A 25,642-nucleotide genomic window follows, 5' to 3' on the forward strand; every position below is an offset into this window, starting at 1 on the left:
CGCAGGGGCGAGGCCGACCGTCCGATGGCAGTCGGCCTCACTGCGGCGAGAGTGAGGAGGACGTCCCTGATTCGGGCGGCACGACAGTCGGAGCTCGGCGATCTGGCTCGGCTTGAGGTCCAGGCTGGCCAGCTCTTCCACACGGTTGGCAGGTCAGAAGTAGCTGATCATGCCGTGGATCAACAGGTCCTGCGGCGCAGTCAGCGGCAGGGGCTGATCTGGGTCGCCGAGGAAGGCGACCGGACGGTCGGTTACGTCATCGCGGCGGTGCTGGACGGCAACGCCCACATCGAGCAGGTGTCGGTAGCGCCCACGCACGCTCGGCGAGGGATTGGTCGGCGGCTCATCGCACACGTCGAGGGATGGGGGAGGCGTCAGGGTCGTCCGGCGACGACCCTGACCACCTTCCGCGATGTGCCCTGGAACGGCCCCTACTACCGGAGGCTTGGATACCGGGAGCTACCCAACGCGGAGATGGGACACGAGCTGACCGCCACAATGCGACACGAAGCCGCGCTGCCGGGCATGGACTCCTCGCTCCGGTGCGCGATGATCAAAGTTAATGGGTACGCGCCTTGACCCTGGCGGACCAGGGTCTGTGGTTGAACCCGAGTAAGCGGGGGGTTGTGGACCACAAGCCGGTCGGTGGGTGGCGGGCCGGGAGGTCGCGGCGGTGCCGGTGGTACGACTGGGGCTGGGCAGCGGCGTAACCGCCGCTGCCCAGCCCCAGCACTGGAGGGCAGCTGTCTGCCCCAGGCCGTACGCGGTCAGATGTCGGCCGCGACCGGGTAGTGGTCGGCGTAGTCGGTGTAGCAGTAGCGGACGAACCAGCTGCTCACGCACCACTTCGGTGCCTCGACGGCTAACGTCTCGTTGTCGCCGGCCCCGTTCCGTACGTGGCCGTTGCGTTGCAGGATGTAGTCGAGTTGCTGGCGGCTGTCCTGGTCGTCGTTGTAGTCGGCCATGTCGTTGCGCTGAGCGTCCCACGAGTACGGATGGCCGGTGAAGGTGGCATCGCTGACATCGAGCCGGGCCAGCATGCTGTCGTACTCCGTGGAGGAGCGGTCAACGTTGAGATCACCGGCGACGATGACCTGTTCGTCCGCGGGGGTTTGGCGAGCGTCCAGGAAGGCGTCGAGCTCGTCGAACTGGGCTGCCCGTACCTGGGCCCCGGTGCCGTCGGCGCACCCGGTGTCGGCCGCCTGCGCATGCGTGCCCACCACGTGTACGGGTTTGTCGTTGACGTTGAGCTGCGCGTAGACGAAGCCCTTGTTGGAGAACCAGTCTGCCCCACAGCCGTCCGCATAGACGTACTGGACCTTTTCCACGATGGGCCACCGGCTCAGGATGGTCACTCCACCATCCTCCGGGGTCGCGCTGGAGTATGAGCCCAGAGTGGCGTCCCAGCCGGACCTCGACCGGCCGAGAACTGGGGTGTGGTAGGGGTACTCCGCGGCGAGCTGGTCTTTGAGCTGGTCGGATGCCTCGTTGTCGAACAGTTCCTGCAGGATGACGACGTCCTGGCCGGTGATGTAGCCGGCCTCGGCGATCAGGTTGGCGCGAGTGACCTGCCCCCAGTTCGGGAAGAGTAGCTGGGGCAGGAACATGACGTTGTGGGTCAGGACCTGCAGCGGTGCCGGGGCGGCGGCGGCAGGGGCGGTGGGGGCGAGCAACCCGGTCGCGGTGAGAGCAAGGGCGAGCAGCAGACTCAGCGGTCTCTTCATGAGAATCGATGATGGTCGCTGTAGTCAGCCGAACTCAATTACTCCAGGATGTTCAATGGGTGAACGTGTTCACCGTCGTGCAGCTACCGGCCTGGGGTGGGATCAGCGGTATCCGGTGGTGTCGGCGGGCTTGCCGACGTCCTGCACTTCGACCAGGTATCGCCAGGCATCGGGCTGACTCCCATCAAGGTCGGTGAAACCGTAGACCTTCGCCAGTTCCCCGCTGGAGAGCGACCTGCCATGCCAACGGGAGGCCTCCGGGTCCTGTGCCAGGGCCGCCACGGCGCGGCCAACATAGGCCGGGCTCTCGGAGATCGCGAAGTGGGGCTCGACCGCGAGGGCGTCGCGCCAGTTCTGCTCGGTCACATCGAAGCTGTCCAGCATGTCCTCGGACCGTAACCATCCGGGCGTGAGCAGCACCGATGTCGTGTCATACGGTCGGAGTTCGTGCGCCAGTGCGAACGCCATCCGGCTCACGGCGCCCTTGGCGAGATCGTAGAAGAACGAGTTGCGGTAGGTGGCCGCGTTGTACTCGTCTGTCCCGTCGGTCATCTCGACGACCAGTCCGCCCGGGTTCCGGATGAGCAGGGGCAGCGCGAAGTGACTGGTGACGGCGTGGGTTTCCACGGCGAGACGCAGCGTGTGTAGCCCGGCGTCCAGGTCTGACTCCCAGACCGTCTTGTTCCACTCCACCTGGGAGGTGCCCCAGATGTCATTGACGAGTACGTGGAGGGCGCCCTGTTCGGATTCGATCCGGGCGATCAGCGCGCGTACCTCGGCGGGGACCAGGTGGTCGACCTGCACCGCGATGCCGACGCCACCAGCGGCGCTGACCAACTCGGCGGTCTCCTCAATGGTCTCCGGTCGGTTCATCTCCGATCGTTGGGCGCGGGTTGACCTGCCGGTGACGTAGACGGTAGCCCCGGCCGCTCCGAGCTGGATGGCGGTTCCTCGCCCGGCGCCTCGGGTCCCTCCGGCGACGAGCGCCACCTTGCCGGTCAACTGCGTAGCCATGCGCCGTACCCTAGCGGTGAGCCGCGGCTCCCTGCGTGGCTTTTTTCCGGCCCAGGTAGTAGGTCCGCTGCTCCTGGTCGAGGTGTTCGATGGCGGCGCGCAGTAGCGTCCGGGGCATGGTGGCCGCGTGCCGGTCGAGGAATTCGAGCAGCCGCGCCCGGTCCTGGTCCCCGGCGCTGCGCAACAGCCAACCGGTGGCCTTGTGGATCAAATCATGTGGATCAGCAACGAACATCTCGGCGATCCGGAACGTGTCGTCGAGGTCACCGGCGCGGACGAACGCCATGGTGCTGACGATCGCGGTTCGTCGCCGCCACGGGTCGTTCGAGTGGGCCAGCTCGTACAGCACGTCGCGGGGCTTGTCGGCCAGATGTGCCCCCACCACGTTCGCGGCACCGAGGTCGACCAGGTCCCAGTTGTCGATCCGGTCATGCCGGCGCAGGTAGAGGTCGTACAGCTCCGCCCGACGGGCATCGGTGGTCTTCTTTCGCGTGGCCTGCTTGGACATGATGCTGACCGCGCCGGCGCGGACCTCGTGGATCGGGCTGTCGAGTAGGAGTTCGATCTCGCCGGGCGCCAGGTCGATGAATTCCTTGGCCAGCGCGAATACCTGACCCATTCGGACGCCCAGGAACGTGTCGCCCTCGGCGTGCCTGAAGTAGCGCTGGATCTTGCGGAGCTCCTCATCCGACTGGTACGTCTGCAACTTCTCGAGGAACTGCGCGGCGCTGACATCCGTCATGGTGGCCCCTCCGATCGATAGGCGATCGTACCGATCCCCTAAGAGGCGACCAGCGATAGGTCCAAGCTGCGGACGGGCGGGCACCCGTGGGCAGTGAACTGCAACAGCGGCCCGAGTTCGATCCGGCTCACCCGCTGGGCTGTCATCGCCGGCGGATCCCGGACCGGGTCGTGTTTGCGTGCGTTGGTTCACGGATCGGATACGCAACCCGCCACCCGCCGACTCCGTTAACCCCTACTGCCGTCGCGAGACTATTCACTGGGAGCCCATCGCCACAGGGGGGCACCGGCAAGAGCGGCCACGTAGATCTCCCCCCGGACACCGATGGCGAGTTGGTGGGGGTTGGCGCGCTGATCAGCCAGCGCCCACCGGTGGGTGACCTGCCCGGTGGTCGACAGCCGGCACACGTAGCCGCGCTGCTCACCGTTGTTCTCATCCAGGAGATCTCCGCCGTCGAGGACGTAGACCGCGTCGTCTGGACCGATCGCGACGTCGTAGGGACGGCCCAGGGCGCTGCTGTGCCACACGTGCCGCACCGACCCGTCGGCATTGAAGACCTGCACTCGTGCGTTGCGCCGGTCGGCGACGTACACAGCTCCATTGCTGTCCAGGGCCACGCCATGCGGAATGTTGAATTGTGCGGGCTGGTCACCGAGTTCGCCCCACTGGCGGGTCAGCACGCGGTGCGTGTCGAACCGGGCCACTCGGGAGTTGCGGTAGCCATCGGTGACGACGATGGACCCGTCGGCCGACACGGCCACGTCGGTGGGGCGGGCGAAGATGTACTCGTCGAGGGTGCAGGGCAGGTTGCTGAGGACGTTACGTACTCGCAGGCAGGTTTCCAGTTCGGTGGGATAGTCGTGGCCCAGGTCACCGACCTGCCGTCCCGCCACGTCGAACGTGGTGATCTTGTTAGTACTGACGTCGGTGACCCAATACCGTCCTTCACTGTCTGCGGTGATCGAGTGAGGGGAACGAAACCGTCCCGCTCCCCAGGTGCGACGCACGGTGCCGTCGCGCGGGTGCAACACGACGACCGTGTCCGTGTCGATGACCGCGTCGTAGGCGAACGCGGTGCCCGCCCGGTGCAGCAGAGCTATCTCCCCGGTAGGCCCCACCGTGATGCCGGTACCGATGCGCGCCGTGGTAGGTAACCGTCCCCACGGCCGTAACAGCCGGTCCTCGGGGGTGGCGCCCACCGCAGGATCGCTGACCGTGGCCGCTGAGGGCGGATCGCCCCAGAGTGTGGCGCCGGCGGCGGTGAGCAGACCAAGACAACTGCCGGTCAGCACGGCGCGGCGCGACAGGTGGGGGCGGATCGAGCGTTTCGACGGCGGTTGCGATGACATGGTTTCACCCTGCCCATGCGCTCTACCAAGATCAATCAGGTGTTCCCCGGACCGCATCGCTCAGGTGCTACCCGTACGAACCCTGAGCACCTCATCAGGGCATGGGCGGCCAGGTCCGGGTCCTTGGGCACCTCGCCTCGTGGCCGACCCACCTTTCGGAGGAACGGGGTCACAGTAGGCGAGTCGTCTGCGGCGACCGGCAGGCCTTGACTGTCGGCCCCCCGCCTGCACCCGGAAGCGACCATCGTCACCAGCCGTGACCTATCCCGGAGCCGGACTCCCGTGTACCGGCAGGGCCGGTGCGCCAGTCGGGCAGCCGGTCAGCTCGCGTCACCTCGCCGGAGCACCCTTCACCTGCGAAGACATGCCGGGGTCGGGCTTGACAGGGCAACAGTCGAAGGATATAACCAAGTAGTTATGAAACAAGCTAGTTATGCACTCGACGAGCCCGAGCGTCTCGACGCCACCTTCGCGGCCTTGGCAGACCCGACCCGGCGAGCGATCCTCGCCCGGCTCGCGCAGGGTGACGCGACGGTGAAAGAGATCGCCGCCCCGTTCCCGGTGAGTCAACCGGCGATCTCTCGGCACCTGAAGGTCTTGGAGAGCGCGGGGCTGATCTCCCGCGAACGTGTCGCCCAACGTCGGCCGTGTCACCTTGAGGGACGCCAGCTCAGGTTGGTCGTGGACTGGCTGGAGAACTACCGCAGCTACTGGGCGGAGGCGTACGGGCGCCTTGACGAACTCCTCGACGCACTCCAGGCCGGCGACGATGCCCGCCAGTCGAGTGGCGGCCGGGAGGGGCACGGGACATGACGGCGAAGACCCTGCGGGTGACCACACCGGCGCCGACTGACATCGTTCTGACCCGGGTGTTCAACGCGCCACGGCACCTCGTGTTCGACACGTTGACCAAGCCCGAGTTGCTCAGGCGGTGGTTCGGCGCTCGCGGTTGGCGCCTGGTCGAATGCGAGGTCGAGCTACGGGTCGGTGGGAGCTGGCGCTTCGTCTCGGTGGGGCCGGATGGCCTGAAGATGGGCCAGGGTGGGGTGTACCGCGAGGTCAGGGCGCCGGACCGGCTCGTCTACACCGAGTCCTACGACGACCAGTGGGTGCCGGGCGAGTCCCTCGTCACCGCCGTCCTTTCCGAACGCGCCGGGTTGACCACGCTCCAGACCACGCTGCGCTACTCGTCGCCAGAGGTGCGCGATCTGGTGCTGGCCACGCCGATGGAGCGGGGCGTGGGGGAGAGCTACGACCGGCTCGACGAGGTGTTCGCGTCGCGGTGATCTGAGCCCGGGGAGCCAACAAGAATAGGTCGGCGGCCGGAGATCGTGTCCGTCAAGCAAGGAGTGCGAGCGAGAGCGGGACAATGAACTGGACTCTGGAAGTTGTGCTGGTGCCGGTGGCGGACGTGGACCGCGCCAAGGATTTCTTCACCGAAAAGCTGGGTTTCCACCTGGATTTCGATTCTCGCGGCGACGGCGAGTTCGGTCCGGTGCAGCTGACCCCACCGGGTTCCGGGTGCTCGATCATCATCGGGAAGGGCATCAGTGCGATGGAGCCGGGCTCGCTGAAGGGGGTGCAGTTCGTGGTCGCGGACGTGCGGAAGGCCCGTCAGCAGTTGGTGGAGCGGGGGGTCGAGGTCAGCGAGGTCCGAGTGGCCGGGCCGGAGGGCTTTCGCCCGGCCCGGGACGGCGACAGCCTGGACAATGTCGGTTTCATCGTTTTCGACGATCCGGACGGCAATCACTGGACAGTGCAACAGATTTCGGCCCGCGGATAGTGCGGTGGGGCGTGGGCGGTTCACGGTGGGGCCCGGGCCTGGCATCGTAGAGCCATGTGTCGGAACATTCGCGTGCTCCACAACTTTGAACCGCCCGCCACCGACGACGAGATCGAGGCCGCCGCGATCCAGTACGTGCGCAAGGTCAGTGGTGCGACCAGACCATCTGCGGCCAACGAGGAGACGTTCAACGAAGCCGTTCGGGCGGTCGCCGCGGCCACGCAGACCCTCCTGGGTGACCTGGTGACCAAGGCGCCGCCCCGGGACCGCGCAGTGGAGGCCGCGAAGGCCAAGGCGCGTGCCGCCGAGCGGTACGGGGACCGCACAGCAGCGGGGCGGGGCTGACCGGGCCGGGTCAGTCCGAGTCGTCACCGGCCTGTTCAGCGGAGAGCCGGTCGAGGATCGGTAGGAGTTGTGCCTCCTCGTAGTCGAGATGCGCCTCGACCGCGGCGGTGAGCCGGTCAACCTCGGTTTGCACGCTCGCCCGGTCCATGTCGGCTGCCCCGACCACCTGCTGCAGTTGCTGGAGCAGCGCGTCTATCGCCGCGTGTTCCTCCCGCAGCCGCCGTACCGCGTCGGCGAGCTCGGGATGGTGCTGGGCAACCACCGGGAGCAGCTGGTCGTCCTCGCTGCGATGGTGATGACCGAGGCCGCCGCAGAGGGCGAGGCAGTTGATGCGCAGCTGCGCACCGAGGCGGCTCCCCGGCCGTGCCAGCTCGCTGCGGATGACCGCCAACTCGCGGCGGAAGGCGTCGTGAATCAGCTTCAGGCCGCTGCTCCAGGTGGCGCCGACCGGCCGGCCGCGGAGCGGGTTCAGCGCCACAACCGGTGGCGGTTCCGGGGCGAGGGAACGCTTCCGCCGCAGTACGGGGTCCAGCTCCGCCGCCCGGTCGAGCGCGGCGTCCCGTTCGCCCTCCTCGAGCAGCACCGCGTGCGCCTCGATCGTGAAGGCGCTGTTCTCCAGGGTCACCTGCGGCTCGGTGAGCAGGTCGTCGTACCAGTCCGGCTTGGTGCGACAGCCGTCGGGCAGCGCGATGACCAGGATGTGTCGGTCTTCGCCGAGGAAGAACTCCACCCAGGTGGTACGCGGTGCCCCGGTTTCTCGGTTTGCGGTGGTGAGCAGGATGCGCCGCCGGTCTTCGGGAATCTTCGAGGTCTGTCCCTGCGGGGCGTGGAAATCCTTGATCTGGGTAGCGTGGTCGGACGGCAAAAGGGTGTACTCCATTCCTTGGGTGGGTGTCGTTCTTGTCAGCGGCCACCAGCGCAGCCCGAGACGATGGCGGCCGGCCAGCGAAACGGTGTGGGCACCACAAATCACCGGCTGGGGCCGGATGCGCCTGCGGGAGTGGCGCGGCGAGAGGTGGGGAAAAGAAAAGCGCAGGCGACAGCAAGCAGAAGTGCGGTTGCTGTGCTGGCAAATAGCTGATCCGGAGGGTGGGGCTCGGCCCCGCCGGGCGATCACGCCCCGGCCGGGAACCCTATTCGCTTCTGGCGTGTAGCCGACCCGGCAGTCATAGCGCGACGATAGCATAGGTGAATATCTGGGTCTCACCCCAAGCTGCCAGCTCTGCCCGGAATACCGGCACTACCGGTACTACCGGCTCGGTTGCTCTACCGGCTCGGTGGGCCACGTGGCCGCTGCGGCCGTTCGCCGCGCGGGTAGCGGGTAGCGGGTAGTAGCAGCAGCAGGCGATGGCCGTACGTCAGGATCCGCTGGTCGAGGTGAGGTGCCCGGGGCACCCGAATCAGGGGACCATGCAACATTTCCAGGGGGATGCGGGGTAGTCATAGTGTGAAGGTGCCTGCACTCCCGCCGGAAGGGTCCGGGTTCGACGCGTTCGTGCGACAGAGCGCCGCCGGGCTGCTGCGCTTGGGCAACATTCTGACGCTGGACCGAGCCGCTGCGGAAGATCTCGCCCAGGAGACCCTGATCCGCGTCGGACTGGCCTGGTCACGGGTGCGCGCGGACGGAAATCCGGTCGGCTATGCCCAGCGCACCATGACCAACCTCTTCCTCAACGAACGCCGACGTCGCCGGCCGACGCCGACCGACACCATCCCGGAAACCGGGTACGAGGACACCGCACTGGCCGCGGTGGAGTCGACCGCCGGGGTTCGGCGGATCCTCGGGAGCCTGCCACCGAAGCAGCGGGCGGCGATCGCCTTACGTTACGTCGCCGACCTGCCGGACGACGAGATCGGTCGCCTCCTGAACTGCACCCCCGCGACGGTGCGGTCGCAACTCTCCCGAGGTTTGTCCCGCCTCCGTACGACGCTGTCAGCAGAAGGGTGAATTCGGTGTCCGAGAATCTCGCCGACAAGCTAACCGAATTGGATAGAGAAGACTTCGCGCTCCCGGTCACGGACGCTTTCGTCACCCGGGTGCATCGCGGCGTACGCCGACGTCGAATTCAGCGCGCGGGTGCGGCCGGCGGCACGGTAGCCGCAACGGCCATCGCTGTCACTGTCGCGGTTTCCCTGACCGGGATCACCCCATCGGCTCCGCTTCCGAACTCGTCCACCGATCCGTTGGTGGCCGCCCCGCCGACCTTCGTTGCATACCCGCTCTACCAGCCACTGGACGGCTACCGGATCACCTCCGTTCCGGAAGGGCTGCGGGCCAATGTTGCGGAGCGTGGACCTATTAGCTATGACGTGTCGAAGAACCAACTGCACAACGACCGCGGGGTGCCCACCTCGCCAGGTGGCGGAGCGGTCGCCGACTCCGACCATCCGACGGCTGCGACAACGCTTCGTATCTATGTGCGGCCCAACGGGGCGAATTGGCTTTGGATTTCGGTGTTGCGCCCCGAACGGACGACGGCGGAGGTTGATCGGGCGCAGGTCACCGAGTGGCTGGTCGGCTGGGCCATCAAAGGCACGGAGGTGATTGACAGCTTCCCGGTTCCGGCCGGACAGGCCCAGCTCACCAGAACTGTCGGCTCCGAGGTCACCGTCCACGCGGTGGTGATCACGACGCCCAGCGGTACGGTGATCGACGTTAGCGGGAATGGAGCGGTGCCCGTTGCGGACCTGCGGGCGGTGGCCGCCGGAATTCTGCCGCCGTGACGAGTCGCCGCTCGCCAGGAGTGCGGCTTACTGCCGAGCGGAGGGCTGATGGTCAACGAGGTGGCGGTACGGATCGCGCGCCCGTGCACGGATTTGACGGCTGCGGAACGGTTCTATGTCCAGGGTCTCGGCCTGGCCCTGCTGCAGCGGATCGCGGCGAACGGGCCCGGTGAGCACGACCTGCTGATCCTCGGGCGACGGGAGGCGAACTGGCACCTGGAGCTGGTCGGCGGCGCCGACCTTACGGTGCGGCCGGCGCCCACCGCCGAGGACCTACTGGTGCTCTACCTGGACCAGCCGATCGATGAGGCGATTGTCGATGGCCTGAAGCAGGCTGGCGGCCGGGTGGTCTCCCAGGGGCCCTACTGGGATCGTTGGGGCGTCACTGTCGAGGACCCGGATGGCTACCGGGTGGTCCTGTCCAGCCGATCCTGGTCGAACGCGGGCTGACCCAGCGCGCCCAGCGAGAGCAGTTCGCCCGTCGCGCTCGGCAAGCCCGGTGCGCCCCGTGCACGCCGGCAATTGACCTCAAGCTCGCTTCAACTCCTACCGTTCCCGAATGGATCAACTCGACGAGGCCCTTCCACGGATCCGGTGCTTCGGACCGGAACGGGATGGGTGGCTCTCCAACCACGCGCCCATGGCCGTTGAGGCGCTCGCCCGGCACGGCCACGCCGCGGTCGTCCACCGATGGCTGGACGGGTACGCGGACCGGCTGGAGGAGCGACCACGGGGAATCGAGCCGATCACCGCCGACGAGTGGCGGGATCCGCTCGGCGACCCCGTACGCACCGGCGATTGGCTCAACTACTTCGATCGAGAGTTGGCCGACGAGCCGTGGCGGCAGGTGCTCGCGCGCTGGTGGCCCCGCCTGCTGCCCGGCATCGCGGCCGGCGCCACCCACGGAGTGATCCGCGTCGGCCACGCTGTTCGCGCCCTGCTGGATGAGGAGACCGTCCCGCGGGTCGGTGAACTCGGGCAGGGGCTGGCCTACTGGGCGGCCCGCTGGCAGCCCCTCGCGCCACCCGGCGCCGGGCCGTATCCCGCCATCGATCCCCGCGCAGCGCTCGACGCGGTGCCCCGCGTACCCGACCAGCGGTTCGGTATCCGGGCCCGGCTCGCTCAACTGGCTGACCTGCCCGGTTGGTCGGCGGTGGCCGGTGCGGTGCCCGGCCGAGGAGCAGGTAGCGGGAAGGTCGCCGACGGGCCGGAGGCCGTGCCAGCTCGGCTGGCCGGCATCGTGCACGCGGCGGTTGCCCGACACGGCACCCACGGCTACGCCAAGCCGGTCATGCTGGTGCACGCCGCGACCGCCCCGAACGCGGTCCTGCGTACCCTGCCCGCCCTGCCCCGGGAGATCTGGCCGGCCAGCCTCGCCGCCGGCTGGGCCGCCACCGCGGCCATCACCGCTGCGTACGCCCCGGCGATCGGAGAACCCCGGCCGCTGCTCAGGGCCGAACAGGAGGCAGCCGAGGTCATGCGGCTCGCGGTGGAGTCCGCCGATCCGCACGCCATCAAGTTTGCCGATACCGCGCTCGACGCGTACGCCGGCACCGGTGACACCGCCCTGCTCGCCGCCGCGGTACGCGCGACAGCACAGATCGGGCCGTGGTGAACCGGAGCGCCCCGGCTCCAGGGTTGTTCGGCGCAGAGTTTCACCGTTGCGACGTCGAGGTGTTACGAAGCCTTGGCGCGGCGTACGAGTCGGTGGGGCAGGTTGAGGTGGTGGCTGCGTCGGAGAGCGGCGCAAGCCGTTGATCATTCTGGTGTCTACCCGGGAGTTGCTCGTGCGTAGGAAGTGGTGGAGTGGGGTGCTGGCCGTGGTGACGGCGGGTGTGGTGGTCGGTGTCGCTCCGACGGTGGCGGGAGCCAGGGCCACGGCCGGGGCCACGCCGATTTCGGGGGCACTCGCCCAGACTGTCGAGTCGGCGTCGGCGCACACCAGCGGGCAGGTGCGGAAGCAGTTCCTGCGGCACGGTCCGGGTGCGGAGGTGTTGGTGGTGGCGCATCGTGGGCACTGGCGTGCCGCACCGGAGAATTCGCTGAGGGCGATCCGGTCTGCGGTGAGGGTGGGCGCGCACGTGGTGGAGATTGATGTTCGGCGTACGGCTGATGGTCATCTGGTGTTGATGCATGACAGCACGGTGGATCGGACGACGGACGGTACGGGTGCGGTGTCGGAGTTGACGCTGGCCGAGGTGAGGCAGCTGCGGTTGAAGGTGGGCCTGGGGGGCGATCAGGCGCCGTTGACTGAGGAGCGGGTGCCGACCCTGGCGGAGGCGATGGCGCAGGTGAAGGGCCGCGCCATGGTCAACCTGGACAAGGCGTGGGACATCCGGGACGAGGTGTATGAGGTCCTGGTCGAGACGGACACGCTTGATCACGGCATCTTCAAGGGGCCGGCGACGCTGGCGGACGCGCAGGAGTTTCTCAACTCCGACCCCGAGATTCTCTACCTGCACAAAATCAACGACGACAACGTGGATGAGATCGGCGCGTTCACCGGTCGTGCTCCGCAGGCGTACGAGATCGGCTTCGACCGGCTCACTGATCCGCAGGTGCAGCCGGCGGCGTTGGCGGCGGTCCAGTCGCACGCCCGGGTGTGGATGAACACCTTGTGGTACGGCCAGGCCGCCGGCTACACCGATGAGTCGTCGTTGCGGGATCCGGCGCAGGGTTGGGGTGCGGTGGTGGATCGGCACCAGGCGGACATGATCCAGACTGACAACCCGGAGCAGTTGGTCAGCTGGTTGGCCGGTCGGGACCGGGAGCACGGTGGTCAGGGGCAGTGGCCGTCGTTGCCGAAGGGGTCGGTGCGGGTGCAGGCCGAGGACTACTCGCGGGAGGGTAAGGGGATCGGCTACCACGACCTGGATGACGAGAACCGGGGTGGCACGGCGGGCCGCCAGTACGAGGGCGTGGACATCTGCGACAGCAATGGCGCGCTGGTGATGTGTTACATCCGCGGCGGCGAGTGGGTCAGGTACACGGTCGACGTCCCGAAGTCGGGGAACTACCGGGCGAGCGTGCGTTTGTCGTCGCCGTACTTTCCGGCGGGCCGACTCACGATCACCTTCGACGACAGGACGGTGTTCGGTCCGATGAGGGCGGCCGGTACGACATCACACCGCGCGCTCGAGTCCCAGGAGATCGCGGAGACCCACTTCCTGCGGAAGGGTACGCACGAGTTCGAGGTGCGGATGGACGACGCGGTGGACCAGAACTTCAACATCGACTACTTCCAGTTCGACCGCGTCCCGCACTGACCAGTCGAACCGCTGATGTCGTGGAGCCGTCGCGCGGCTCCGAGCGGCCACCCTTCCGCCAGGGTGGCCGCTGGCCGTCTTGGACGAGGAGATTCATCTGCGCTGGTGGGTCCGACTCGTTCGTCGTAAAACTTGATTCATTCCAGAAGAGTGGTTATCGTCGTCGCGTGACGCCCGACTTCGAGACGCAGCTGCGGGCGGTCTCGTTGCGCGTGACCCGACCTCGGATGGCGGTGCTCGCCGCGCTGCGGGATCATCCGCATGTCGACACCGATGAGGTTATTGCCCTGGTTCGGGTGGATAACCCAACCGTGTCGCATCAGACGGTGTATGACGTGCTCCGCGCGCTCACCACCGCCGGTCTGGTGCGACGCATTCAACCGACCGGCGCCCCCGCTCGGTATGAGTCCCGGGTGGGGGACAACCATCACCACGTCGTGTGCCGGTCCTGCGGAGCGATCGCCGATGTCGACTGCGCGGTTGGTCACGCTCCCTGCCTCACCGCCTCTGACGACCACGGGTTCGTGGTGGATGAGGCGGAGGTTGTCTACCGGGGCACCTGCCCCAACTGCAAGAAATCGGACGCGCCTTCCGCGCTCCACCACGTGAAGGGAAGTAGATGAGCGACACTCAGGACAACGCCCCCGTCAGCGCGCAGGGCGTGGATCAGAAGGCGGCGGCCGGCTGTCCGGTCGCGCACGACTCCGTCACCGCGCACGGCAGCGAGAGCGAGAGCCCGGCGATCGACTCTCCCCGCGCGGTTGCTGGCGGCCGTCCGCGTACCAACCGGGACTGGTGGCCCAACCAGCTTGACCTGTCGGTGCTCTCCACCAACTCGGCGAAGGTCAACCCGCTGGGCGAGGACTTCTCCTACGCCAAGGAGTTCGCCAAGCTCGACATCGAGGCTCTGAAGCGGGACGTCACCGAGGTGCTCACCACCTCGCAGGACTGGTGGCCGGCCGACTTCGGCCACTACGGCGGTCTGATGATCCGGCTCAGCTGGCACGCCGCCGGCACCTACCGCATCCACGACGGCCGTGGTGGCGCCGGTGACGGCGGCCAGCGGTTCGCGCCGCTGAACAGCTGGCCGGACAACGTCAACCTGGACAAGGCCCGGCGGCTGCTGTGGCCGGTCAAGCAGAAGTACGGTCAGAAGATCTCCTGGGCCGACCTGCTCGTGCTCGCCGGCAACGTCGCCCTGGAGTCGATGGGCTTCAAGACGTTCGGGTTCGGTTTCGGCCGGGAGGATGTCTGGGAGCCGGAGGAGATCTTCTGGGGCTCGGAGGACACCTGGGTCGGCGACGAGCGCTACGTCTCCGAGAAGGAGTTCGTGGCCGGTGTCGGGTCGACCGAGATGGGTCTGATCTACGTCAACCCGGAGGGGCCCCGCGGCAACGCGGATCCGGCCGCGGCGGCGTACTTCATCCGGGAGACCTTCCGCCGGATGGCGATGAACGACGAGGAGACCGTGGCCCTCATCGCCGGCGGCCACACCTTCGGCAAGACGCACGGTGCCGGGGTCGCCGACGACCACGTGGGTCCCGAGCCCGAGGGTGCCCCCCTGGAGGCACAGGGCCTGGGCTGGCTGAGCAGCCACGCCAGCGGCGCGGGCGCCGACACGATCTCCAGCGGCCTCGAGGTGACCTGGACCGACCGGCCGACGCAGTGGAGCAACCGCTTCTTCGAGATCCTGTTCGGCTACGAGTGGGAACTCACCACCAGCCCCGGTGGTGCGAAGCAGTGGGTCGCCAAGGACGCCGAGGCGATCATCCCCGACGCCTACGACTCGACCAAGAAGCACAAGCCGACGATGCTCACGACCGACCTGTCGCTGCGCGTCGACCCGGCGTACGAGCGGATCTCGCGTCGCTTCCTGGAGAACCCGGACGAGTTCGCGCTGGCCTTCGCCAAGGCCTGGTACAAGTTGCTGCACCGCGACATGGGTCCGGTCAGCCGGTTCCTCGGGCCGTGGGTGGCGCAGCCGCAGCTGTGGCAGGACCCGGTACCCGCCGTTGACCACGAGCTCGTCGGCGCGGCCGACATCGCCGCCCTCAAGGCGAAGGTGCTGGAATCCGGCCTGACGACCGCCCAGCTGGTCTCCACCGCATGGTCCTCCGCGGCCAGCTTCCGCCACACCGACAAGCGCGGTGGCGCCAACGGTGCCCGGATCCGCCTCGAACCGCAGCGCAGCTGGGAGGTCAACCAGCCCGAGCAGCTCGCCACCGTCCTGGCGGCGCTGGAGGAGATCCAGCGGGAGTTCAACGCCGCTGGCGGCGCCAAGATCTCGCTCGCGGACCTGATCGTTTTGGCCGGCTCGGCCGCGGTCGAGAAGGCGGCGCGGGACGCCGGGGTCGAGGTGACCGTGCCGTTCCGGCCGGGTCGTACCGACGCCACCCAGGAGCAGACCGATGTCGAGTCCTTCCAGGTGCTCGAGCCGCGGGCCGACGCGTTCCGTAACTACCTGCGTCCCGGTGAGAAGACCCAGCCGGAGGTGCTGCTCATTGACCGCGCCTACCTGCTCAACCTGACCGCACCCGAGATGACCGTCCTCATCGGCGGCCTGCGGGCGCTCGAGGCCAACGTCGGCGGCGGCCGGCAGGGCGTTCTCACCGACCGTCCCGGCGTGCTCACCAACGACTTCTTCACCAACCTGCTCGCCTCGGGTGCGCGGTGGAAGGCCTCGGAGTCCGTTGAGCACGGGTACGAGATTCGGGATCTGGCCACCGACAAGGTGAAGTGGACCGCCAGCGCGGTCGACCTCATCTTCGGCTCCAACTCGCAGCTGCGGGCCCTCGCCGAGGTGTACGCCAGCGAGGACGCGCGGGAGAAGTTCGTGCAGGACTTCGTCGCGGCCTGGACCAAGGTCATGGAGCTCGACCGGTTCGACCTCGCCTGATCACACCCCACGACGAGCCCGGTCGACCCGACGAGGTCGACCGGGCTCGTCGCTGCCCGGCCCAGCGTCGGCAGCGGTGTCCGGCCGGGCGACCGCGGCTGAGGCAGGTGTCAGCCGTCCCGCCCGGCCGGCACGATCCGCGGCCGGTCGCATGCCGCGCTGGTAGCAGCGGACCTGACCTGGCCGCCATAGTTTTATTGTCATCGAAGCCACAGTCGTCACTCTCTGGTGGTGGCGATGGTCGTCTGCGTAGGCTCACCGGTGAGAGTGGAACGAGTTCCCGCTTGTTCCTGACTCAGGGCGATCCGCGCAACGGAGTGTGGAGGTGGCTGATCCGATGGACGAAACCACGTACGATGTCCTGATTGTCGGAGCTGGACCAACTGGGCTGCTGCTGGCCGGTGATCTAGCGGAGGCCGGGGTTCGGGTCGCTGTTCTGGAGAAGCGCCGCGACGAGTCGAACCTGACCCGAGCGTTCGGGGTGCACGCCCGGACGCTCGAACAGTTCGACGCCCGTGGGCTCGCCGACCAACTGGTCGACACCGGCAAGGCGCTGGGCCGGCTCCGGTTGTTCGGCACGGTGTCGGTGTCCCTCGCATCGCTGCCGACCCGCTTCCCGTTTCTGCTCGTCACCCCCCAGTACCAGGTGGAGCGACTGTTGCTGGAGCGCGCCCTCGCCGGTGGAGCCGAGCTGATCCGTGGTGCCCGGGTGATCAAGATCGAGTCAGGTCAGGATGAGGTGCAGCTGACCGTTGACCGCGACGGGGACGTCCACACGTTGACGGGCCGGTACGTCGTCGGCACCGACGGACGCCACTCCACGGTGCGGGACCAACTCGGCCTGGACTTCCCGGGCCACTCCGTACTCCGTTCGTTGATCCTGGCGGACGTGCAGCTCACCGAGTCGCCGCCGGAGGTGCTGACGGTCCTGGGTAACCAGCATGGCTTCTGCCTCATCGTCCCGTTCGGCGACGGTTGGTACCGGGTCATGGCGCGGGACCCGAACTGGGAGCCGCCCGACAGCACACCGGTCACCCTCGAGGAGATCGCCACGTTGGTGCACCGGATCGCCGGAACTGACTACGGCATGCACAGCCCCCGCTGGATGTCCCGCTTCCACAGCGACGAGCGGCAGGCCACCGCCTACCGGCAGGGGCGGGTGCTGCTCGCCGGTGACGCCGCCCACGTGCACTCGCCGGCTGGTGGCATGGGCATGAACACTGGTCTGCAGGACGCCGCCAACCTGGGGTGGAAGCTCGCTGCCGTGCTGCAGGGTCGGGCTGGTGACAGTCTGCTCGACACGTACGAGGCGGAGCGCCGGCCGGTCGGGCGAATGGTGCTGCGTACCAGTGGCGGGCTGATCCGGGCGGTGATCCTCCGTTCGTCGCTCGCGCGGGCGGCCCGCAACGGACTCTTCCGCGCCGGCATCGCCGTGCGACCGCTGGGTGACCAGCTGCGAATGCGGCTCAGCGGGATCGGCGTCCGCTATCCGGCGGCCCGCGGCGCGCATCCGCTGGTCGGCCAGCGCGCCCCCGACCTCGTCGCCCAGGACGGGAGTCGGCTGTACCCGGCGCTGCGGGGTGGCGGTTTCGTCCTGGTGGATCCGGCTCCGAGCGGCTCCGGCTACGACCACCTGGTGACGTTCCGGCCGGCGGAGCCGACCACGCCGATGTTGGTGCGGCCCGACGGGTATGTCGCCTGGGCCGGTTCCACCGGGCCCGACCTGGACCGGGCCCTGTCCGCCTGGGGCGCCGCATGGCCAGCGCCGTGACCTGCTCCAGGTAGTCCCACTCCGGTCTCGCGTCCAGCGGATCGCCCGGGAGCCGTGGGTCACCGTCGGATCTTGCCGGTCGTCTGCTGGAGGCGGGCCAGGTCACCGGCGGTCCGGCATGTCTGCGATGGCACCGGTGTACGAGCCAGCTGACGCCTCTGCGGCCCCTTCGCCTCTCTATCAGGCTCTGTCTGGGTCCGAGCGGGTCGAGCTGCTCGCCGGCCTGGGGCGCTTTCCGGGTGACGTAGCTGCACAGTGGCGGCGACGGGTACCCGGAATCGCTCCAGGAAATCGGTCTCGCACCAGGCGAAATTCAGGCGCTGGCCACCGTGATGGGCGCGGTGGCCAGCGGCGCCGGGTCCGGCGGCTGTGGTGTTTCGGAGAGACAGGCGAAGGTCTCGATGATCCGGCCGATCGGACCGATCGCCAACACCGGCGGGTCGGTTGGCCGCGGTGGTCCGATCAGGATTCGCCCGACCGTCGCGCCGCGCTGGGTCAGCTCCACCTCGGCAGTACCCACCAGGTAACTCGCCGGCTCCTCGTCCACGAGGGCGCTGATCAGCGTACTGTGCGCCCGTGCCAGCACGATCTGGGCGTGGTAGGAGCTGGGTCGGGCAACGACCGGAACGGCCGAACTGCCGGCGGCCACCGTCCACGCGGTCGGTACATCGCTGCTCCGCCCCTTCCCGCGTAGGCCCACCAGCACCAGGTCACCGGGTTCGCTGTCCGGCACGAGCAGGGTCAGTCGGGGACGGCTGACTACTGCGGCTGTGCGGTGGAGTCGTTCCGCCAGGACGTGGCAGCAGCGACCATCGAGCAGGCGTGCCACCTGCCGGAAGTACCCCGGCGTGGTGCCGACCAACCGGGAGAACTGGGTGGTGAAGGTGGCGGCGCTGGTGTAGCCGACGCACCGACTGATCGCGGTGACGGTCCGATCCGTGTGCAGCAGTAGCCGCCGTGCCTCCGCCATACGGAGTGCGGCGAGGAAACGAGCCGGTGTCATGGTGGTCACATCTCGGAACAGCCGATGGAAGTAGAAGGGGCTGAACGGCGCTACCCGAGCCAGGTCGGCCAGCTGCAGCGGCTCGGACAGGTGCTGGCGCATGTAGTCGATCGCCTGTGCGGCGGCCGCCTTTCGGGCCTGGTCCGCGAGGTAGGGCGAGACGCCGGAGGTCGAATTCATGTGCGCCCCCTGTACGGTTGTTCGGGCACCCATGGAGAATTCTGCTGAGGCCTTCTTGAGAGCTTCTTGAAGCCGCCACCACGCATCCCCTGGTGCGGACGCAGCTTGCGTCATTCTGCTTGCGACCTGTGGCCGGTAGGGGAGCGGAACATAACTCGGAAAGATTGACGACCATCCCCGGTTCAGCCGCTGAGGTGGCAGCCGCAGGTGCACCGGGCCGAGGGCGGCGTCCCCGCGCAACCACCCTCCTGGAACAGCTGCCGGGCTAGGGCATGAACCGTGCCGAGCATGTGGTACGTCCGGCCGGCGGGGCCGTGCCGCACCTCCAACACCGACTTGTCGACCAGTCCGTCCAGTAGCGCCCGCACGGCGCGGGGGTCATCGATCAGCGCCGCACCCGCACCCACGCCGGCACCCGCAGCGGCCGCCAGGTCGAAGTCGGCGGGCATCGCCCCGAGCCCGGTGAAACAGCGCAGCTCCGCCGCGTCGAGTAACTCGATGCTGCGGTGCACAGCGGCGTGGAGCGACCGATGGTGACTCGGCACCCCTCGCCGCGGCGGCCGGAGCCAGTGCAGCGGATCGGCGACGACCTCGACCAGGGCGTCCAGCCGCTGCGTCCGCAGACACGCTGCGGCCAGCTCGATGGCGAGGGGGAGGCCGTCCAGGGCCCGGCACACCGTGGTAACCCCGGGCATGGTGGACTCGTCCAATCGGAAGCTCGGCCGCACCTGAGTGGCCCGCCGGGCGAACAACTGTTGCGCGGGTGGAGGTGCCGACGACCCTGGTTCCGGATCGGTGTGCAGTGGCCGGACCGGATACACCGCCTCGTACCGCATCCCGAGTAACTCGCGCGAGGTCAACAGGACGGTGAGGCCGGGACAACCCCGGAGCAGTTCGTCCGCCAGGTCGGCCGTCGCATCGGTAACCAACTCGGCGTTGTCGATCACGAGCAGTAGCCGTCGGTCGGTCAGCTGACGTACCAGGGGCACGGGTGGTTCCGTCGTGCGCCGCGGTGGGGAGGTGATCACGGCGATCACCGCCCGTTCGAGGGCGGGCCCGGTGCGTACGTCTGTCAGGTCGACCACCGCCACCCCGTCGGCGTGCCGCTCCCGCTGCTGCTCGGCGACGGCCAGGCCGAGCGCGGACTTGCCCACCCCGGCCGGGCCGGTGAGGCTCACCAGTCGATACCCGTGGAGCAGGTCATTGACTGCCGCGAGATCGGTCGATCGTCCGGTCAGCTCGTCGATCAGGGGTGCTGCTCCGCGCCACGGTGCGGCGTGCGCCGGGCCCGGGCGGTGAGTGGACGACGAGGTCAGCGTGGCGTCCAACACCTCGCGGTACGCTGCGGACAGTTCGGGCCCCGGGTCCACCCCGAGGTCGAGTCGAAGCCGCTCGCGGACCTCGGCGTACCGCTCGATGGCCCGAGCCCGCTGGCCGATTCGGGCCAGGGCCTGCAACAGTCGGGCTTGCACCCGCTCGTTGAGTGGCTCGGTCAGGGCCAGTTGTTCGGCGACGGGCAGGACCGCCTCCGGTCGGTCCAGCTCCAGCCCGAGGCCGACATAGTTGAGCGCCGAGGCCAGGAACTCCTGCCGCAGCGGACGGATGTCGTCCTGCTCGATCAGGAGCGCGGCCAGCTCGCTGACCTGGGGATCTCGCCACCGGCCAAGGCTCTCGCCGAAGCGGGCGAAGGCGTCGGTCGGCTGGCCGCGCTCGCGGAGTGCTGCGGCCTCCCGGACTTCGGCACGAAACGCGTGCAGGTCGAGTTGCCCGATACCGACCGCCAGTCGATATCCGCCGGGTACCGACGCGATGACGTTGGTTCGTCGGTGGCGCGGTGTGTCCGGCTCCAGCACCTGGCGCAGTCGGGCGACGTAGGTGTGTACGAGGTTGGCGGCCCGGGCCGGTGACTGTCCCGCCCAGAGCGCGGCGATCACCTCATCGAGTGGTACGTGTCGCCCGGCCCGGAGCGCCAGCAGGGCGAGAATTGCTCGTTGTTTCGGAGGGCCCAGGTCGATCTCGCTACCGCGGATCGTCGCGTGGAGGGGACCGAGGATCTGAATATAGGGTCCGATCTCGATCCGGTTCATGCTTCCCCCAAGCTGTCGTGCCGCCGCGCTCGGTTCGTAGCTATTTTACGTTAGGTTTCGGGGTGTCTGAAGTGGCTATTCGATGGCCTGGGGCGGTAGGCACTCGGACCGCGCCTGCCCATCTTTTGGTTTTGGCTTCCCTGGCGTGATCGATTTTGAATTTGTGCCGTTCGTAGGGCGGTAGGTTTGTTGTTCACGATGGGGAATCCACGAGGGGGACGATCTTTCCCCGCCCGTGCCCGGTCTCGAGCGAGCGGTGTGCCTCGGTGGCCTGCGCGAGCGGAAGCGCCTGTCGAATGTGCAGTTTGAGCTTGCCCTTCGCGTGGAGCTCGGCCAGCTCGGTGAGCTGGGCGTTGGACCGTTTCGGGGTGATGGTCGGAACGCCGAGTTCGGCGGCGAGTTCGCCGGAGACCATGGTGCGGACCCGGTTCTTGTCCCGGACCAGTTCTATCGAGGCACGCAGCGCGTCGTCGCCGGCGATGTCCAGGGCGGCGTCCGCCCCGTCGGGTGCCAGGGCGCGTATTCGCTCGACCAGTCCAGCGCCGTAGGTCACCGGAAGCGCACCCATTGACCGCAGGTAGTCGTGGTTGGCCTCGCTCGCCGTACCGATGACGGTGCTCGCTCCCCAGGCCTGGGCCAGCTGGACCGCGAAGGTGCCCAGGGCGCCCGCCGCGGCGTGGATCAGGACCGTGTCGCCGGGGCCGACCTTCATCTCGCGCAGGCACATGTGCGCACCGAGGCCGTTGGCGGAGAAGCCGCCCGCGATGTCCCAGGGCATGCTCGTCGGCTTGACCGTCACCTGCTCGGGGGAGACCACCACGTACTCGGCGTAGGCGCCCAGCGTGCAGTAGCCGAGGACGTCGTCCCCCACCGAGTGTCCGGTGACACCCTCGCCAACCTGGTCCACGACGCCCGCGTACTCGTTGCCGGGTACGACCGGGAAGGAGTTGTCGACCGTCGGCGGTGCCCACCCCTTCCTGATGGCGGTGTCGAAGTGGTTGACCCCGGCCGACCGCACGCGAACACGCAGTTGGCCGGGGCCTGCCTCAGGAGTGGTGATCTCGGTCAACGTCAGAACCTCCGGCCCACCGAAGGATGTCAAGGCGGCAGCTTTCATGAGGGTCACCTCTCACTTTCCCTGTCCTAAAATCTGGGGCTTCGACGCGGAGCGACGCCGGGTGCTCGGACCCGGGGTGGCCCCGGCGGCCCCGGCAGCGGAGGGAAGTATCAAACCTCAAGTCCACTGCAGGTCAAGGCTGACGCTGGCGATTCAGGTGGCAACGGCGGGATGCGTGAATTCTGTAAAATTAACCGCAGCCGTCTTCCACCCACTGAGCTACGCTCTTCGGGCGAGGCGTTGATGGGGACGAGTACCTCCGTACGCAGCCGTTAGCGACCCGGGGATGGTGGAAGCCCGGGGGTCTGCACGGCGGGGAAGATCACCCCGGAGTCGTCGGAAGAAAGGCCGCGAGGCCGAGTAGAACCGACCGCACCCTGAAGTGAGCGGGCCGTACGCGGCCAAGGAGGGTGGTACCGCGGGACCTCGGGGTCTCGTCCCTCCGCCGGAGCTTGCCATCCGTGTTCCGTCGGAGGAGATGTGCGTGTACCACAACGTTCCCACCCAGATCGACCTGCCCACCCTGGACCACGAGGTCCTGCGCTTCTGGCGGGAGAGTGACATCTTCGCCCGAAGCCTGAAGCAGTCGCAGGGCCGCCCGGAGTGGGTGTTCTACGAGGGGCCGCCGACCGCCAACGGTATGCCCGGTGCCCACCACATCGAGGCGCGGGTCTTCAAGGACGTCTTCCCCCGCTATCGGACGATGAAAGGCTTCCACGTCAACCGCAAGGCGGGCTGGGACTGCCACGGACTCCCGGTCGAGCTGGCCGTCGAGCGAGAGCTGGGCTTCTCCGGCAAGCAGGACATCGAGGCCTTCGGCATCGCCGAGTTCAACGCCCGTTGTCGGGAGTCGGTCACCCGGCACACCGACGCTTTCACGGAACTCACCGAGCGGATGGGCTACTGGGTCGACCTGGCCGACGCCTACCGGACGATGGATCCGGCGTACATCGAGTCGGTCTGGTGGTCACTCAAACAGATCTTCGACCGGGGCCTGTTGGCGGAGGACTTCCGGGTCGCGCCGTGGTGCCCACGGGACGAGACCGGGCTGTCCGACCACGAGGTGGGCCAGGGGTACGAAACGGTGGTCGACCCGTCGGTACTCGTCCGCTTCCCGTTGACCACCGGCCCGCTGGCCGGCCGCGCGGCGCTGCTGGTCTGGACCACGACTCCGTGGACGCTGCCGGCGAACGTCGCGGTTGCGGTGCACCCTGACGTCCGGTACGTGGTGGTGACCGACGGCGAGGAGCAGCTCGTCGTCGCCGAGCCGCTCCTCGCGTCCGCACTCGGCGACGGGTGGGACCTCACCGGGGAGTCGTTCCGCGGCAAGGAAATGGAACGATGGACCTATCGGCCGCCGTTCGCGCTGGTGGACGTCGAGGGCGCGCACATCGTGGTGCTGGCGTCGTTCGTGACCACGGACAGTGGCACCGGACTGGTGCACCAGGCGCCGGCTTTCGGCGCCGACGACCTGGCCACCAGCCGCGCGTACGGCCTGCCGATGGTCAACCCGGTCCGGTCCGACGGTCGCTTCGAACTGGACCTGCCGCTCGTCGGCGGGGTCTTCTTCAAGGCGGCGGACCGGCCGCTGATCGAGGATCTCGCGGCCCGAGGTCTGCTGTTCCGCGAGTTCCCGTACGAGCACAGCTACCCACACTGCTGGCGTTGCCACACGGCGTTGATCTACTACGCCCAGCCGTCCTGGTACATCCGCACCACGGCCGTTCGGGACGCCTTGTTGCGGGAGAACGAACGGACCACCTGGCATCCGGCGACCGTGAAGCACGGCCGGTACGGCGACTGGCTGGCCAACAACGTCGACTGGGCGCTGTCCCGGCGGCGCTACTGGGGTACTCCGTTGCCGATCTGGCGGTGCCCCGAGGGACATCTGACCTGCGTGGGCTCGTTGGCCGAGCTGAGCGAGTTGACCGGGACCGACCACAGCGAGCTTGACCCGCACCGACCTTTCGTGGACGAGGTGACCCTCACCTGCGGGTGCGGCGCGACGGCTCGGCGAGTCGAAGAGGTTATTGACGCCTGGTACGACTCGGGAGCTATGCCGTTCGCACAGTTCGGGTACCCGAATCGCGGCGCGGACGAGTTCGCCGCACAGTACCCGGCGCAGTTCATCTCGGAGGCCATCGACCAGACCCGCGGTTGGTTCTACACCCTGATGACGGTGGGCACGCTGGTGTTCGACCAGTCGCCGTACGAGACGGTGGTCTGCCTTGGGCACATCCTGGCCGAGGACGGGCGAAAGATGTCCAAGCACCTCGGCAACACCCTGGAGCCGATCCCGCTGCTGGACCGGCACGGTGCCGACGCCGTGCGATGGTTCATGGCCGCGGTCGGTTCTCCCTGGTCAGCTCGTCGGATCGGGCACACCGCGCTCCAGGAGGTGGTCCGCAAGGTCCTGCTGACCTACTGGAACACCGTCGCCTTCCAGGCCCGGTACGGCCGTACCGCGGGTTGGTCGCCGTCGCCCGCCGACCCGTCGCCCGCCGACCGGCCCGTGCTGGACCGGTGGCTCCTCTCCGAGCTGCACCTTCTGGTGGGGCGGGTTGACGCCGCTCTGGCCGACTTCGACACGCACCAGGCGGGTCGACTGCTGTCGGCGTTCATCGACGAGTTGTCCAACTGGTACGTACGGCGCAGCCGGCGGCGGTTCTGGCAGGGCGAGGGGGCGGCCCTGGCGACCCTGCACGAGGCGCTTTCCACGCTCACGCTCCTGCTTGCGCCGATCACCCCGTTCATCGCCGAGCGGGTCTGGCAGGATCTGGTGGCACCGGTCACCCCGGAGGCCGCACCCTCGGTGCACCTGGCCGCCTACCCAGTGGCAGACCCGGCGTTGGTGGACCCGGGGCTGTCCGAACAGATGGCCCTTGTCCGGCGCCTGGTGGAGCTGGGGCGCACCGCGCGGGCTGAGTCGGGGATGAAGACCCGCCAACCGCTGTCCCGCGCTCTCGCCTCCGGTCCCGGCTTCGCGACGCTCCCGCCGGAGCTCCTCGCCGAAGTCGCAGCGGAGCTGAACGTGGGCTCGGTTGCCGTGCTCGGTGCCGCCGGGGACTCGCTGGTGGACACCACGGCGAAGGCGAACTTCCGTTCTCTGGGACGGCGGCTTGGCAAGGCGGTCCAGCAGGTGGCCGCGGCCATTGCCGCAACCGACCCGGCGGCACTTCGCGCCGCCCTCCGCGAGAGCGGAACGGCCACGATCTCCGTGGCCGGTGAGCCGGTGCTGCTCCAGCCGGACGATGTCGTGTTCACCGAGACTCCCCGGACGGGTTGGGCGGTGGCCAGTGAGGCAGGAGCGACGGTCGCCCTGGACCTGGATCTCACCCCCGAGTTGCGTCGTGCCGGGCTGGCCCGGGACGCGATCAGACTGGTTCAGGAGGCCCGTAAGAACAGTGGCCTCGAGGTCACCGACCGGATCAGATTGCGGTATCAGCCCCACCGGGAGGACACCGCCCGGGCGCTTGCGGAGCACCGGGCCTTCGTCGCCGACGAGGTCCTTGCGACCGACTGTGCCGAGGGCACGCCTACCTGGCCGGACGCGGAGCCGTGCACCGACGAGTCACTCGGCCTGACCTTTTGGCTCCGTCGGGCCTGAGATGTTGGCACCGGGCCAGGAAAGGCGCCTGGGA

22 protein-coding genes are annotated in these 25,642 nt (G+C 68.3%); 14 read left to right on the plus strand and 8 right to left on the minus strand.

Features of this window, described 5'->3' with window-relative positions; translation table 11 throughout:
* Nucleotides 1-51 precede the first annotated feature (51 nt).
* Complete coding sequence (locus AC1UKG_RS14065; protein ID WP_018742737.1) at nucleotides 52-579, plus strand: GNAT family N-acetyltransferase; 528 nt, start codon at nucleotides 52-54, stop codon at nucleotides 577-579.
* A gap of 188 nt (nucleotides 580-767) precedes the next feature.
* On the opposite strand, the gene sph is transcribed toward AC1UKG_RS14065, so the two are convergent.
* The 4 genes from sph to AC1UKG_RS14085 all read right to left on the minus strand — a co-directional run bounded on the left by sph (nucleotide 768) and on the right by AC1UKG_RS14085 (nucleotide 4,829).
* Nucleotides 768-1,724 carry a sphingomyelin phosphodiesterase gene (sph, locus tag AC1UKG_RS14070; protein WP_018742736.1) on the minus strand — a complete coding sequence of 319 codons (957 nt, stop codon included), beginning with the start codon at nucleotides 1,722-1,724 and terminating at the stop codon, nucleotides 768-770.
* A 102-nt stretch (nucleotides 1,725-1,826) separates the two neighbouring features.
* Nucleotides 1,827-2,738 carry an SDR family oxidoreductase gene (locus AC1UKG_RS14075; RefSeq protein ID WP_018742735.1) on the minus strand — a complete coding sequence of 304 codons (912 nt, stop codon included), beginning with the start codon at nucleotides 2,736-2,738 and terminating at the stop codon, nucleotides 1,827-1,829.
* Nucleotides 2,739-2,748: 10 nt separating this feature from the next.
* Entirely contained in the window at nucleotides 2,749-3,480 is a 732-nt protein-coding gene (locus tag AC1UKG_RS14080; protein WP_482642491.1) for a DNA alkylation repair protein, read from the minus strand.
* Nucleotides 3,481-3,731: 251 nt separating this feature from the next.
* The gene (locus tag AC1UKG_RS14085) at nucleotides 3,732-4,829 is read right to left on the minus strand and encodes a peptidyl-alpha-hydroxyglycine alpha-amidating lyase family protein (RefSeq protein ID WP_482642492.1); all 1,098 of its coding nucleotides are present in this window, start codon (nucleotides 4,827-4,829) and stop codon (nucleotides 3,732-3,734) included.
* A 417-nt stretch (nucleotides 4,830-5,246) separates the two neighbouring features.
* Here AC1UKG_RS14085 and AC1UKG_RS14090 point away from each other — a divergent pair, with 417 nt between their 5' ends.
* The 4 genes from AC1UKG_RS14090 to AC1UKG_RS14105 all read left to right on the plus strand — a co-directional run bounded on the left by AC1UKG_RS14090 (nucleotide 5,247) and on the right by AC1UKG_RS14105 (nucleotide 6,957).
* Entirely contained in the window at nucleotides 5,247-5,642 is a 396-nt protein-coding gene (locus AC1UKG_RS14090; protein WP_482642493.1) for an ArsR/SmtB family transcription factor, read from the plus strand.
* Nucleotides 5,639-6,115 carry an SRPBCC family protein gene (locus AC1UKG_RS14095; RefSeq protein ID WP_018742731.1) on the plus strand — a complete coding sequence of 159 codons (477 nt, stop codon included), beginning with the start codon at nucleotides 5,639-5,641 and terminating at the stop codon, nucleotides 6,113-6,115. Before AC1UKG_RS14090 ends, AC1UKG_RS14095 begins: the two co-directional genes overlap by 4 nt.
* 83 nt (nucleotides 6,116-6,198) lie before the next feature.
* The gene (locus AC1UKG_RS14100) at nucleotides 6,199-6,612 is read left to right on the plus strand and encodes a VOC family protein (protein ID WP_482642494.1); all 414 of its coding nucleotides are present in this window, start codon (nucleotides 6,199-6,201) and stop codon (nucleotides 6,610-6,612) included.
* Nucleotides 6,613-6,666: 54 nt separating this feature from the next.
* On the plus strand, nucleotides 6,667-6,957 hold the full coding sequence (locus AC1UKG_RS14105; RefSeq protein ID WP_018815661.1) for a DUF2277 domain-containing protein: 291 nt from the start codon (nucleotides 6,667-6,669) through the stop codon (nucleotides 6,955-6,957).
* Nucleotides 6,958-6,967: 10 nt separating this feature from the next.
* Here the strand turns inward: AC1UKG_RS14105 and AC1UKG_RS14110 are convergent, their stop codons facing one another.
* Nucleotides 6,968-7,822, minus strand: coding sequence for a nitroreductase/quinone reductase family protein (locus tag AC1UKG_RS14110; protein ID WP_482642540.1), 855 nt, complete (start codon nucleotides 7,820-7,822; stop codon nucleotides 6,968-6,970).
* Between the two features lie 582 nt (nucleotides 7,823-8,404).
* Here AC1UKG_RS14110 and AC1UKG_RS14115 point away from each other — a divergent pair.
* From AC1UKG_RS14115 to AC1UKG_RS14150, 8 genes are all read left to right on the plus strand, one after another.
* Nucleotides 8,405-8,905, plus strand: coding sequence for a SigE family RNA polymerase sigma factor (locus AC1UKG_RS14115; RefSeq protein ID WP_018815659.1), 501 nt, complete (start codon nucleotides 8,405-8,407; stop codon nucleotides 8,903-8,905).
* Complete coding sequence (locus AC1UKG_RS14120) at nucleotides 8,902-9,681, plus strand: hypothetical protein (RefSeq protein ID WP_018815658.1); 780 nt, start codon at nucleotides 8,902-8,904, stop codon at nucleotides 9,679-9,681. Before AC1UKG_RS14115 ends, AC1UKG_RS14120 begins: the two co-directional genes overlap by 4 nt.
* Before the next feature lie 48 nt (nucleotides 9,682-9,729).
* A complete protein-coding gene (locus tag AC1UKG_RS14125) occupies nucleotides 9,730-10,131 on the plus strand; it encodes a VOC family protein (protein ID WP_018742725.1) in 402 nt (133 codons plus the stop codon).
* A gap of 109 nt (nucleotides 10,132-10,240) precedes the next feature.
* On the plus strand, nucleotides 10,241-11,296 hold the full coding sequence (locus AC1UKG_RS14130) for a questin oxidase family protein (RefSeq protein WP_018742724.1): 1,056 nt from the start codon (nucleotides 10,241-10,243) through the stop codon (nucleotides 11,294-11,296).
* 172 nt (nucleotides 11,297-11,468) lie between these two features.
* On the plus strand, nucleotides 11,469-12,947 hold the full coding sequence (locus tag AC1UKG_RS14135) for a glycerophosphodiester phosphodiesterase family protein (protein ID WP_482642495.1): 1,479 nt from the start codon (nucleotides 11,469-11,471) through the stop codon (nucleotides 12,945-12,947).
* Nucleotides 12,948-13,114: 167 nt separating this feature from the next.
* Nucleotides 13,115-13,570, plus strand: a complete 456-nt coding sequence (locus tag AC1UKG_RS14140) for a Fur family transcriptional regulator (RefSeq protein WP_018742722.1) — start codon at nucleotides 13,115-13,117, stop codon at nucleotides 13,568-13,570.
* Complete coding sequence (katG, locus tag AC1UKG_RS14145) at nucleotides 13,567-15,843, plus strand: catalase/peroxidase HPI (RefSeq protein WP_018813427.1); 2,277 nt, start codon at nucleotides 13,567-13,569, stop codon at nucleotides 15,841-15,843. The genes AC1UKG_RS14140 and katG overlap by 4 nt, the downstream gene beginning before the upstream one ends.
* Nucleotides 15,844-16,162: 319 nt before the next feature.
* Complete coding sequence (locus tag AC1UKG_RS14150) at nucleotides 16,163-17,614, plus strand: FAD-dependent monooxygenase (RefSeq protein WP_018813428.1); 1,452 nt, start codon at nucleotides 16,163-16,165, stop codon at nucleotides 17,612-17,614.
* Between the two features lie 313 nt (nucleotides 17,615-17,927).
* On the opposite strand, the gene AC1UKG_RS14155 is transcribed toward AC1UKG_RS14150, so the two are convergent.
* The 3 genes from AC1UKG_RS14155 to AC1UKG_RS14165 form a co-directional block, all read right to left on the minus strand.
* A complete protein-coding gene (locus tag AC1UKG_RS14155; protein WP_018813429.1) occupies nucleotides 17,928-18,797 on the minus strand; it encodes a helix-turn-helix domain-containing protein in 870 nt (289 codons plus the stop codon).
* A gap of 182 nt (nucleotides 18,798-18,979) precedes the next feature.
* Nucleotides 18,980-20,884, minus strand: coding sequence for a BTAD domain-containing putative transcriptional regulator (locus tag AC1UKG_RS14160; protein WP_018813430.1), 1,905 nt, complete (start codon nucleotides 20,882-20,884; stop codon nucleotides 18,980-18,982).
* Nucleotides 20,885-21,077: 193 nt separating this feature from the next.
* Nucleotides 21,078-22,001, minus strand: coding sequence for an NADP-dependent oxidoreductase (locus AC1UKG_RS14165; RefSeq protein WP_482642496.1), 924 nt, complete (start codon nucleotides 21,999-22,001; stop codon nucleotides 21,078-21,080).
* 484 nt (nucleotides 22,002-22,485) lie between these two features.
* On the opposite strand from AC1UKG_RS14165, the gene ileS reads away from it, so the two are divergent.
* Nucleotides 22,486-25,608 (plus strand): isoleucine--tRNA ligase, encoded by a 3,123-nt coding sequence (gene ileS / locus AC1UKG_RS14170; protein WP_018813432.1) that lies wholly within the window; start codon nucleotides 22,486-22,488, stop codon nucleotides 25,606-25,608.
* Nucleotides 25,609-25,642 lie beyond the last annotated feature (34 nt).

The sequence above is a fragment of the Salinispora sp. CH2A1_6 genome (assembly GCF_056820975.1).